Here is a 10,413-nt window from a genome sequence, read left to right as displayed (position 1 = left end):
TATCTCGTCGGAGGCACTCCAGTCTGTACGTCGATGGGCAAGGCGCTTGCGCTTTTCTTATTCATCCTCTATATTAGTTTACTCAACAATCTGCGCATCAGCTTGTTTGCACCATTTCGAGGAAGCTGTTCAACTTGAATAATCCTCTTGGGTACTTTATATGAAGCAAGCCTTTCACGGCAAAAAGCAAGAATCTCATCTTCTTTCACGGGTTTTTCTGCAACGATAAAACCATACGGGACATGTCCCCATTTTTCATCGGGGATCCCTGTCACCCCCGCTTCTGAGACTTCTTCGTGGCTGAGAAGTATCTCTTCGATTTCAGCGGGATAAATATTTTCCCCTCCCGAGATGATCAAGTCGGAGCGCCGGTCCAAAATATACACAAACCCTTCTTCATCTTTGAAGCCCAGATCACCGGTCGAAAACCACCCGTCCTTGAATGAAGCGGCATTTGCTTCATCCCTGTTTAAATAGCCTGGGGTCACATTTGGGCCTTTTACAAAAATTTCCCCTTCTTCCAACGGCTTCGCTTCCTTTTCGCCGGTCATTATTTTTAATTGGGACGGAAATAACGGTTTGCCTGCGGATCCAAGCTTCCTTAAGCTGTCTTCGGGAGAAAGGGTGGCAATTTGCGATGAAGTTTCCGTCATCCCATATGTTTGGAAAACAGGAACCTTTCTTTCCTTGCAAATGTCCAAAAGGGGTTTCGGCACTGGACCGCCGCCGGCAAGCAAACACCGGAACGCCGGATGGTATGGCTGATCACCTTGTTTAGCAAGCATCCTGCTGATCATCGATGTAACGGCCGACATAATAGTCACTTGTCCTGATGACAACAGCCGGTTCACTGTTTTTTCATCGAATTTTTCCATTAAAATAACCGGGATGCCGTAAATGATACTTCTCATTAAAATGGAAAGGCCGCTTATATGAAAAACCGGAACGGCACACAGCCACGAATCATTTTCCTGCAAACCGATGTTCAAAACCGATCCGGCTGCACTCCACCAATGATTTCCGTACGTTTGAAGGACACCTTTCGGTTTTCCGGTCGTCCCGGAAGTGTACATAATTGAGCAAACATCAGCCAATGCAAATTCTTTTCTAATGGCCGTTTCAGAAGCAGGCCTTTCAGCCAACTCATTAACAGAAATGATGGGAATATCAGCCAGGGCTTTGCTTAATTCATTTACTGTATCCGTAAGGGAACAATCATAGATGATCAGCCCGGTTTCACTGTCCTTAATCTGATATAACAGTTCACTTGCTGTCAATCTGCAGTTTAAAAACACCGTTTCAATTCCAAGCTGCCAAAGCCCATATATCACCCATACAGTTTCAGGCGTATTATTCATAAGTATGGCAGCCCTCCTGCTGCTTCCCGGAAGCAAACCGGCAATTTTCCCCGCTGTTTTTGCGGCTATTTCAAAGATCTCGCCAAATGTCCAAGTTTGATCATTGAAAATAAGAGCTGTGCGTTCCGGCGACAAGTCAGCCCTTTTTTGCAGCCAGTTTGGAGTGGTTGTTTCCATGAGAAAAACTCCTTGCTTTTGAAGTGTAAAAAGGACCCGATGGATAACCATGGGGTCCTTTGAGGAAAATTTTTAAGGAAAGCGCGGGAACTGCCCGAAGTCAGGCTTGCGCTTTTCTTTGAACGCATCCCGACCCTCTTTTGCTTCGTCTGTCGTATAGTAAAGCAATGTGGCGTCTCCTGCCAGCTGCTGAAGGCCTGCGAGGCCATCTGTATCAGCATTGAAGGCTGCTTTCAGGAACCTGAGCGCTGTCGGGCTTTTTTCCAGCATTTCTTCGCACCATTTCACTGTTTCCTCTTCCAGCTGGTCAAGTGGAACGACTGTGTTGACCAAGCCCATGTCAAGAGCTTCCTGTGCATTATATTGGCGGCAGAGGAACCAGATTTCCTTTGCTTTTTTATGGCCGATAATGCGTGCAAGATATCCGGAACCGTAACCGGCATCAAAGCTTCCGACTTTAGGTCCTGTTTGTCCGAACACCGCGTTATCTGCAGCAATCGTCAAGTCACAGACCACATGCAGCACGTGCCCGCCTCCGATAGCATAACCGGCTACCATTGCAACAACCGGCTTCGGAATGACACGGATGAGCCTTTGCAGGTCCAAAACATTCAAACGGGGGATATTGTCTTCGCCGACATATCCTCCGTGCCCTCTTACAGACTGGTCTCCCCCTGAACAAAATGCCTTTCCGCCTGCGCCGGTAAGAACGATAACCCCAATTTTTTCGTCATCCCTTGCATAGGCAAAAGCATCGATCAATTCCATAACGGTTTTCGGTCTAAATGCATTATGTACTTCAGGCCGGTTGATCGTCACTTTAGCAATCCCGTTATACGTTTCATATAAAATATCTTCATACTCTCTTTCTTTCGTCCAATTGATTGCCATGAAGGAACCTCCTCCTAAGATAATTGTTCCTGTTCAATCAGAAACTCCTTCACTATTGTATCAAATTTTTTAGGTTCTTCCACGTGGATAGCATGTCCGGCATCATTAAATTCCATTATCTTGGCTTTTGGAAAAAGCCGATTCATTTCAGCCGCAATTTTACAGAACTTTTCATCCTGTTTTCCACACATTAGCAAAACAGGAATGTCAAGCTCCTGAAGCTTATCCCACCAAGACAGCTGCCTTCCTGTTCCAAACCCGATTAGGCTGTTTGCAAGCCCAATCGGATCGTTTTGCAGCCTCTGTGTACGAATTTGATCCCTGATAGCCGATGGAAGTCTTTTTTGAGTTTGAAAAAGAGGGATATTTTCCCAGTAATTTACAAAACTCTCGACTCCTTGCTCCAAAATTCCAGCTGCCAAGGATTCGTCGCTTTGAATTCTTGCTATCTTTTCCTGCTCTGTTTTTAATCCTGGAGACGCGCTTTCAAGCATTAGCGTCTCAAATCTTTCAGGAAACAATATCGATGTTCCCAGAGCGAGTCTGCCCCCCATGGAATAGCCAAGCAAATGGGCCTTGTCAATTTTCAATTGATCCATTATAGAAACAATATCTTTTGCCGCATTTTCCATCACATATCGTTCCGGCTGCTCCGGGGAATCTGTCTTGCCATGGCCAAGAAGATCGATGGCAACGACTTGAAAGAAATCCTTTAACGCATTGGTCAAGCTATTCCAAGTGGTATGGTCTCCGGTAAAACCGTGCAAAAGAATAACCGCAGGCGACTCTTCTTTTCCAGTTAATTCCACATGGTACTTAACATGATTGACATGAATCAGCATGTTTCGTCACTCTGCAGATATTTGTTTATTTCCCGGGAAACCTGTTCCCATAATTCTCGGTGCACCTGCAAATTCCTCGTCCTGTCCGTTGGTACTTCAATGATATTCAAACCTTCGTTGGCAGCCGCTTCTCTTATGGCAACAGGGAAATCTTCCCACTCCAGCACTTTAGTATATTGGCCATTATACATCATAGCGGCATGCTCGAAATTCAACCCTGTCGGAGTTCCAAAAATCAACTCAAAGTTTTCTCCTTCTTCCGCCTGCGGCAGATGAGAGAATATCCCGCCGCCGTCATTGTTCAGAAGAATAATATTGATATTGATTTTGTGAAGCTTGGCAGCCAGCAATCCATTCATATCGTGGAAGAAGGAGAGGTCGCCAATCAGAAGGAAAAGCGGCCGGCAATGGACTGCAGCACCAACCGCACTGGACACTACCCCGTCTATTCCATTTGCACCGCGATTGGCCATAAGCCGAATATTATTTTCGTTTGTATGGAAGAAGGTATCCATATCCCTGATTGGCATGCTGTTTCCTATATACACTGTGCTGTCCGGAGGCAATAAACCGCAAAGCGTAGAAACAGCTTTACCTTCCTCCATATCGGATATTGACTGAATATAGGATTGAATGATGTTTTTTGTCCGTTGATTCAGATCAATCCACAGTTTTTTCCAGGAACTGTCATTTCTCTCTTCCACCAATTGTTGCAGCTGCCGGCAAAATACTGTTTCTTCACAATGAATCATATGAGTGCCTGCTCGGTTTGGGTCACGCCAGCCTCCGCTTCCGTCTATAATCAACTGTTCCGCTTCTCTTGCGCTTTTTAAAAATAATGAAAGGGGTTTGGAAACGGGCTGCCCTCCGAACTGGATGACAAGATCAGGCTTTAGCTTTTCATTAGCTGCATCGGATTTTTTTAAAAATGTATCATAGCAGTCGATAACCATCTCTTTTTCAAAGCTTCCGCTTCTCAGCTGGGAAAGGGGATCAGCCAATATCGGAAATCCCAGCGAATTGGCCAGTGCAAGAACAGCTTCCGGAAAACCAGGTTTATCTATATTTCCGCAAACAATCAAGCCCTTTTCGGCCATTGAACACTGGTCTGCAATTTCTTTATAAGTTTCAAACGGAATATTCAGATGTCCTTCTGATACATAAGGAAGTGCCGGATTTGAATCATAATGAAACGGCTGTTCCAAATCAGGAACAAGCGGCTCCCTCAAAGGAAAATTGACATGTACCGGCCCGGGAAGCACTCCTTTGGCCATGGAAGCAGCCCGTACCGCTGAAGTCTTGGCGTATTTTATCATTTCATTCCCGGATTCCGGCAATGCCAAGTCAGCAAACCACCTGACATGCCTCCCATATAGATGGAGCTGGTCAATTGCCTGCGGAGCCCCTACATCCCTCAACTCATGAGGCCGGTCCGCAGTCAGAACAATTAGCGGAACCCTGGAAAGACTTGCTTCAATGACCGCAGGAAAATAATTCGCTGCCGCTGTTCCCGATGTGCAGAGCAGGGCAACAGGGCGATCTGAAGCCTTGGCAAGTCCCATGGCAAAAAATGCGGCGGAGCGTTCATCTATATTCATATATACCTGAATGTCCTGATGTTCAACAAAAAGCATGGCCAGCGGTGTGGACCTGGAACCGGGACTGATGACAACCTCTTTGACGCCTGAACAGGCAAGCCCCTCAATGAAGCTTGCCGCATATTCCGTTAATGATTGCTGCCAATTCATTCACTTTTCCCTCCCATTGCCTGCAACATTGGCCGAAACTTGATGCCCGTTTCTTTTAATTCCTCTTTTGGATCAGAATCAGCAACCAGCCCGCAGCCGGCATATAAAAAAGCTTGTTTACCTTTGAGCAAGCCTGAACGGATAGCAACAATGAACTCTCCATTTCCGTCAAAATCAGTCCAGCCGATTGGGGAAGCATAAAAGCCTCTGTCCATTTTTTCTTTGTCTCTAATTATTTTCATCGACTGACCGGTTGGCACACCGCCCAAAGCTGGCGTTGGATGCAGTTCCCCCACAATATGGAATATAGACGTGCCTGATTTGGCAACACCTGATACCGGCGTATACAGATGCTGTATATACGGGGTCCGCAAAAGAACAGGATCATCAGGGACCTGCAGCTCCCTGCAATATGGCTCAAGTGCCTTTTTAATCATATCTACAACCAGATGATGCTCATATAGATTTTTTTCATCGTTTAACAGTATATTCCCAAGCTCCCTGTCTTCTTTGGAGTCCTCACTTCTGCCGATCGACCCGGCCAGGCTTGTCGATAATACTTGATCGTTCATCTTTTTAACAAGCCTTTCGGGGGATGCCCCTGCGAAGCTGCCATCAGGCGTTTCCAGAAGAAAAATGAAGCTGTCCTTTTGCTGGGTATGAAGCTGCTTCAATACATATTCTGATGACACAGGCTCTGAAAAATTCAACATCATTTCTCTTGATAGAACGACTTTCTTTACAATTTCTGATGTCCTTAGTACATTAACGACTTCGGCTACGGAATCCAGCCACTCAGGGACGTAAAGTTCTTCCCTGCTTTCCAGGTGTGGCGCAGGAACCTGGGAAGGTTCTTCATTTTTTATTAACAAATCAAAAGTTTTTTCCACCTTATTCGTTTGGTTAGACAACTCATCGCTTTCAAAAAGATTTACTGTCAAATAATAGTCATCGCCAATGACTGTCAGCATATATTCAGGCAAATAAAATAAAGCATCACCGAAAGGCTGCCACTTCTCCTCTTTCAGGCTGTATGGGTCAAAAGAAAAACCGCCAAACAAAAGCGGTCCCGTGCCAGGCACATGGAAGGGATTATCGATTACAGCGGAAGATAGGATATCATTCCATTCTGTTTCAATCCGGCTGAAGCGGTCGTCCGCCCCGCTATTGGAAAAAGAACGGAGAAGGCCAACGCCGACAATCGTCATATCGTCATCCGGGCTTTTCCAAAAAAAACGCTCCCCTTCATCTGGGGGCCTGTTAATTTGGTAAAAGGCAAAGGGATCGATCTTATCCACTTTTTTTGTATAACTTGCCAACACTTTATTGGATTCTGTTTTATGCTTTAAGGTATTTATATACTTTGTTTGGAATGGTGAATTCATCAACATAAATCTCTCCTAAAGCGATAGACTTATCATATATTCTCCTTCCTTATTATATATGAAGGGAGACACTAAATGTAGTAAAACAGCTTTAAATTGAAACTTTGCCCGAAAGGGATTGACACTTCTCCATACATTCTCTACACTTTATTAGGTGAATATGTTAAGGGAGAGGAATTTTATGAATCTTCATGCTCAATCTGCCGTTCCACCGGAAAAAGGCTGGCGGATTTGGTGGCGTCTTACTCGCCCGCATACATTGACGGCTGCGTTTGTGCCTGTGCTTTTGGGTACAGTCTTGGCAGCAAAACATTACTCTATACACGGCCTCCTTTTTGCAGCGATGCTCATAGCAAGCCTGCTCATACAGGCGGCGACCAATATGTTCAATGAATACTTTGACTTCGCAAGAGGCCTTGATACAAAGCATTCGGTCGGCATTGGAGGAGCTATCGTGCGCAATGGGGTCAAACCTGGAACCGTCCTTGGATTGGGATTTGCATTTTTTGGAACGGCCCTGCTGCTCGGAGTCTATATTTCTGCCAACAGCAGCTGGTGGCTTGCTGCCATCGGACTCGTTTGCATGGCAGCCGGTTATTTTTATACCGGCGGACCTTACCCGATCGCCTATACTCCGTTTGGTGAAATCACATCCGGCTTTTTCATGGGATTTGTCATTACACAGATCGCCTATTTTATTCAAGCCGGGAAAATTGATTCCATCAGCGTCCTTGCATCCATTCCCATCTCCATTTTGATTGGCTCCATCATGCTGGCCAACAATATCCGTGACTTGGATGGGGACAGGGAAAGCGGAAGGAAAACAATCGCCATACTTTTGGGCCGGAAAAAAGCAATTCAATTACTGGCCGCAATGTTTATTGTTTCATACTTGTTTATTTTAGCATTGATATTATTCTTTTCTTTATCTCCATGGCTTCTTATCACATTTGCCAGTATCCCGAAAGCTGTCAGAGCGGTCAAAGGTTTTATTGGAAAAACCGAGCCGGTCCAGATGATGCCGGCGATGAAAGCCACTGCACAGACGAATACGATTTTTGGATTCCTGTTGGCGATCAGTTTCCTTATAAGCAACCTTATTAAATAAACCGACATGCTATTTTTTGGCATGTCGGTTTTTTAATTTTTCCCATATGTTTATTCCAATTGAAATAAAGGAAAATAAATATTACACCGCTTTATTATTAGACCAAAAATCGCCCATACTAATCATAAACAAAAAAGGGAAGTGAAAATCTTGCTGACAGAGCAGCAATTAAATACATTGAAGAACATGCTGTTGGAAGAAAAGCAGAATCTGCAGGGAACGATAGATGCAGAAGACGGAATTTTGGAGCACGAGAGCGAGAAAGAAAGCTTGGAACTCTCATCATATGATAACCATCCTGCGGATTTGGGCACCGAGCTGTATGAGAGGGAAAAGGATATGGCCCTTTCTGTACACGAAGAAGATCAGTTGGGAAAGGTGGAAGCAGCACTTTCCTCAATGGATAAGGGAACCTATGGCAAATGCGAAATATGCGGGAAAGAGATACCGTATGACCGTCTTGAGGCCATCCCCTATGCAACAACCTGCACGGAACATACTTCCGAGCGCTCGATACCTGACGACCGTCCCGCAGAACAAGATTATTTGAAACCTGCTTATGACAACTCCTTTTCCGGGCGCCATAAGGAAGGAGGAATCCGCGATTACCATGACAGCTTTCAGGAAGTGGCCAAATACGGGACATCAGAGACCCCTTCGGATTTTGAAGGTGATTACAACAGTTATGATGAGCTTTACCGTGACAAGATCAAGGATGGTTTTACTGAAGAATATGAAATGTTTACAGGAAACGATATGAAAGCGGACGATGTTGAAGTATACCAGACGGACGACGAACGGGAATACGAAGAAGAGTTGGATGATGAAGGAACAGACACTCCCTTTGGTGACCTCCCCTATCACCAAACTGACGGCTATGTAGACAGGGATAAACGATAAAGTAAAGAGGAACCATTCCAGTGTCGGAATGGTTCCTCTTGCTGTGATGACCCCTACGGGATTCGAACCCGTGTTACCGCCGTGAAAGGGCGGTGTCTTAACCGCTTGACCAAGGGGCCTAATAAAATGGCGGAGAAGGAGGGATTTGAACCCTCGCGCCGCTTACGCGACCTACGCCCTTAGCAGGGGCGCCTCTTCAGCCTCTTGAGTACTTCCCCACTATATTATTCATGAAAAACATTTATGTGAATAGAAAAACAAAAGCAAAAAAAACTCCGCAGGTAGGATTCGAACCTACGACCGATCGGTTAACAGCCGATAGCTCTACCACTGAGCTACTGCGGAATGGTGGGCCTAAGTGGACTCGAACCACCGACCTCACGCTTATCAGGCGTGCGCTCTAACCAGCTGAGCTATAGGCCCTCAGTAAAAAAATTTGGAGCGGGTGATGGGAATCGAACCCACGACAACAGCTTGGAAGGCTGTAGTTTTACCACTAAACTACACCCGCTTAATTTTAAATGGGGCGACTAATGGGAATCGAACCCATGATGTCGGAGCCACAATCCGATGCGTTAACCACTTCGCCATAGCCGCCATGGAGTGCAATTCATATGAACGCCTTAATGGTGGCTCAGGACGGAATCGAACCGCCGACACAAGGATTTTCAGTCCTTTGCTCTACCGACTGAGCTACTGAGCCTTATGTAATTAACGCTATAAGATGCTTTGTAATAGTCTCAGCAATCTCAGCTGTTTTTATGTTAAAACAAAATGGCGGTCCCGACGGGAATCGAACCCGCGATCTCCTGCGTGACAGGCAGGCATGTTAACCGCTACACTACGGGACCTTTAATTAAATTGCGGGAGCAGGATTTGAACCTGCGACCTTCGGGTTATGAGCCCGACGAGCTACCGAACTGCTCCATCCCGCGACGATGTGATGGCGGAGGAAGAGGGATTCGAACCCCCGCGCGGTTTGACCCGCCTGTCGGTTTTCAAGACCGATCCCTTCAGCCAGACTTGGGTATTCCTCCAAAAAAGTAAAATGGTGGACCTTGTAGGACTCGAACCTACGACCGGACGGTTATGAGCCGTCTGCTCTAACCAGCTGAGCTAAAGGTCCTACAATTGGTAGCGGCGGAGGGGATCGAACCCCCGACCTCACGGGTATGAACCGTACGCTCTAGCCAGCTGAGCTACGCCGCCCACATATTACTTGCTTATTCATTTGGTGGAGCCTAGCGGGATCGAACCGCTGACCTCCTGCGTGCAAAGCAGGCGCTCTCCCAGCTGAGCTAAGGCCCCATTTTTGAAAAAAGTGGTCGGGAAGACAGGATTTGAACCTGCGGCCCCTTGGTCCCAAACCAAGTGCTCTACCAAGCTGAGCTACTTCCCGTATTAGATAATAGAGGTTGGATGTGAGAGGTTATGCTTTTATCTAACTTCCAATTTCTCACTTCTAATAATAACGCGCCCGAAAGGAGTCGAACCCATAACCTTCTGATCCGTAGTCAGACGCTCTATCCAATTGAGCTACGGGCGCAAGCTGAATGCCGAGGACCGGAATCGAACCGGTACGGTAGTCACCTACCGCAGGATTTTAAGTCCTGTGCGTCTGCCAGTTCCGCCACCCCGGCAAAATAAAGAGCGGAAGACGGGGTTCGAACCCGCGACCCCCACCTTGGCAAGGTGGTGTTCTACCACTGAACTACTTCCGCGCAAATCATGCGGGTGAAGGGAGTCGAACCCCCACGCCTTACGGCACTAGATCCTAAGTCTAGCGTGTCTGCCAATTCCACCACACCCGCAAATGGTGAGCCATGCAGGATTCGAACCTGCGACCCTCTGATTAAAAGTCAGATGCTCTACCAACTGAGCTAATGGCTCGTATTAAAATAGTTTCCAGTCACTCGACATAATCAGACATAAACAACTTATAATGGTGCCGGCCAGAGGACTTGAACCCCCAACCTACTGATTACAAGTCAGTTGCTCTACCAA

At 46.3% G+C, this 10,413-nt stretch carries 7 protein-coding genes and 19 tRNA genes; 2 read left to right on the top strand and 24 right to left on the bottom strand.

The window, feature by feature from the left end; translation table 11 throughout:
- Positions 1-68: 68 nt before the first annotated feature.
- The 5 genes from FS666_RS18115 to FS666_RS18095 all read right to left on the bottom strand — a co-directional run bounded on the left by FS666_RS18115 (position 69) and on the right by FS666_RS18095 (position 6,401).
- Positions 69-1,535 (bottom strand): o-succinylbenzoate--CoA ligase, encoded by a 1,467-nt coding sequence (locus FS666_RS18115; protein WP_144463606.1) that lies wholly within the window; start codon positions 1,533-1,535, stop codon positions 69-71.
- Between the two features lie 72 nt (positions 1,536-1,607).
- Positions 1,608-2,426, bottom strand: coding sequence for a 1,4-dihydroxy-2-naphthoyl-CoA synthase (gene menB, locus FS666_RS18110; protein ID WP_120075160.1), 819 nt, complete (start codon positions 2,424-2,426; stop codon positions 1,608-1,610).
- A gap of 14 nt (positions 2,427-2,440) precedes the next feature.
- The gene (gene menH, locus FS666_RS18105; protein ID WP_120075162.1) at positions 2,441-3,268 is read right to left on the bottom strand and encodes a 2-succinyl-6-hydroxy-2,4-cyclohexadiene-1-carboxylate synthase; all 828 of its coding nucleotides are present in this window, start codon (positions 3,266-3,268) and stop codon (positions 2,441-2,443) included.
- Positions 3,262-5,016, bottom strand: coding sequence for a 2-succinyl-5-enolpyruvyl-6-hydroxy-3-cyclohexene-1-carboxylic-acid synthase (menD, locus tag FS666_RS18100; RefSeq protein WP_120075164.1), 1,755 nt, complete (start codon positions 5,014-5,016; stop codon positions 3,262-3,264). The genes menH and menD overlap by 7 nt, the downstream gene beginning before the upstream one ends.
- Positions 5,013-6,401 (bottom strand): isochorismate synthase, encoded by a 1,389-nt coding sequence (locus tag FS666_RS18095; protein ID WP_186306611.1) that lies wholly within the window; start codon positions 6,399-6,401, stop codon positions 5,013-5,015. Before FS666_RS18095 ends, menD begins: the two co-directional genes overlap by 4 nt.
- Before the next feature lie 181 nt (positions 6,402-6,582).
- Here FS666_RS18095 and FS666_RS18090 point away from each other — a divergent pair, with 181 nt between their 5' ends.
- Together FS666_RS18090 and FS666_RS18085 are read left to right on the top strand one after the other, a co-directional pair.
- Entirely contained in the window at positions 6,583-7,509 is a 927-nt protein-coding gene (locus FS666_RS18090) for a 1,4-dihydroxy-2-naphthoate polyprenyltransferase (RefSeq protein ID WP_120075168.1), read from the top strand.
- Positions 7,510-7,650: 141 nt separating this feature from the next.
- A complete protein-coding gene (locus tag FS666_RS18085) occupies positions 7,651-8,409 on the top strand; it encodes a TraR/DksA C4-type zinc finger protein (RefSeq protein ID WP_306463614.1) in 759 nt (252 codons plus the stop codon).
- A 47-nt stretch (positions 8,410-8,456) separates the two neighbouring features.
- Here the strand turns inward: FS666_RS18085 and FS666_RS18080 are convergent.
- From FS666_RS18080 to FS666_RS17990, 19 genes are all read right to left on the bottom strand, one after another.
- Positions 8,457-8,528, bottom strand: a tRNA-Glu gene (locus tag FS666_RS18080).
- An 8-nt stretch (positions 8,529-8,536) separates the two neighbouring features.
- Positions 8,537-8,627 (bottom strand) — tRNA-Ser (locus FS666_RS18075).
- A gap of 55 nt (positions 8,628-8,682) precedes the next feature.
- Positions 8,683-8,754, bottom strand: a tRNA-Asn gene (locus FS666_RS18070).
- 1 nt (position 8,755) lies between these two features.
- A tRNA-Ile gene (locus tag FS666_RS18065) sits at positions 8,756-8,832 on the bottom strand.
- A gap of 14 nt (positions 8,833-8,846) precedes the next feature.
- Positions 8,847-8,920 (bottom strand) — tRNA-Gly (locus FS666_RS18060).
- A gap of 11 nt (positions 8,921-8,931) precedes the next feature.
- A tRNA-His gene (locus FS666_RS18055) sits at positions 8,932-9,006 on the bottom strand.
- 30 nt (positions 9,007-9,036) lie between these two features.
- A tRNA-Phe gene (locus FS666_RS18050) sits at positions 9,037-9,112 on the bottom strand.
- Between the two features lie 72 nt (positions 9,113-9,184).
- Positions 9,185-9,260: transfer RNA gene (locus tag FS666_RS18045), tRNA-Asp, on the bottom strand.
- Positions 9,261-9,270: 10 nt separating this feature from the next.
- Positions 9,271-9,344, bottom strand: a tRNA-Met gene (locus FS666_RS18040).
- Positions 9,345-9,353: 9 nt separating this feature from the next.
- Positions 9,354-9,446, bottom strand: a tRNA-Ser gene (locus FS666_RS18035).
- Between the two features lie 12 nt (positions 9,447-9,458).
- A tRNA-Ile gene (locus FS666_RS18030) sits at positions 9,459-9,535 on the bottom strand.
- A gap of 6 nt (positions 9,536-9,541) precedes the next feature.
- Positions 9,542-9,618 (bottom strand) — tRNA-Met (locus FS666_RS18025).
- Positions 9,619-9,641: 23 nt separating this feature from the next.
- Positions 9,642-9,717: transfer RNA gene (locus tag FS666_RS18020), tRNA-Ala, on the bottom strand.
- A 14-nt stretch (positions 9,718-9,731) separates the two neighbouring features.
- A tRNA-Pro gene (locus FS666_RS18015) sits at positions 9,732-9,808 on the bottom strand.
- A 73-nt stretch (positions 9,809-9,881) separates the two neighbouring features.
- Positions 9,882-9,955 (bottom strand) — tRNA-Arg (locus FS666_RS18010).
- 8 nt (positions 9,956-9,963) lie between these two features.
- A tRNA-Leu gene (locus FS666_RS18005) sits at positions 9,964-10,049 on the bottom strand.
- A 9-nt stretch (positions 10,050-10,058) separates the two neighbouring features.
- A tRNA-Gly gene (locus FS666_RS18000) sits at positions 10,059-10,130 on the bottom strand.
- 8 nt (positions 10,131-10,138) lie between these two features.
- A tRNA-Leu gene (locus FS666_RS17995) sits at positions 10,139-10,220 on the bottom strand.
- Between the two features lie 3 nt (positions 10,221-10,223).
- A tRNA-Lys gene (locus tag FS666_RS17990) sits at positions 10,224-10,299 on the bottom strand.
- Between the last annotated feature and the right edge of the window lie 114 nt (positions 10,300-10,413).

This window comes from Siminovitchia fortis, assembly GCF_007681465.1.
In the GTDB taxonomy this organism is placed as follows: Bacteria; Bacillota; Bacilli; order Bacillales; family Bacillaceae_C; genus Siminovitchia; species Siminovitchia fortis.
This window is presented reverse-complemented; position numbering and strand designations above follow the sequence as displayed.

Excerpts from the sequence above, each read along its gene's own strand:
- FS666_RS18115 (WP_144463606.1), bottom strand. The coding sequence starts at position 1,535 with ATGGAAACAACCACTCCAAACTGGCTGCAAAAAAGGGCTGACTTGTCG.
- menB (WP_120075160.1), bottom strand. The coding sequence starts at position 2,426 with ATGGCAATCAATTGGACGAAAGAAAGAGAGTATGAAGATATTTTATAT.
- menH (WP_120075162.1), bottom strand. The coding sequence starts at position 3,268 with ATGCTGATTCATGTCAATCATGTTAAGTACCATGTGGAATTAACTGGA.
- menD (WP_120075164.1), bottom strand. The coding sequence starts at position 5,016 with ATGAATTGGCAGCAATCATTAACGGAATATGCGGCAAGCTTCATTGAG.
- FS666_RS18095 (WP_186306611.1), bottom strand. The coding sequence starts at position 6,401 with ATGAATTCACCATTCCAAACAAAGTATATAAATACCTTAAAGCATAAA.
- FS666_RS18090 (WP_120075168.1), top strand. The coding sequence starts at position 6,583 with ATGAATCTTCATGCTCAATCTGCCGTTCCACCGGAAAAAGGCTGGCGG.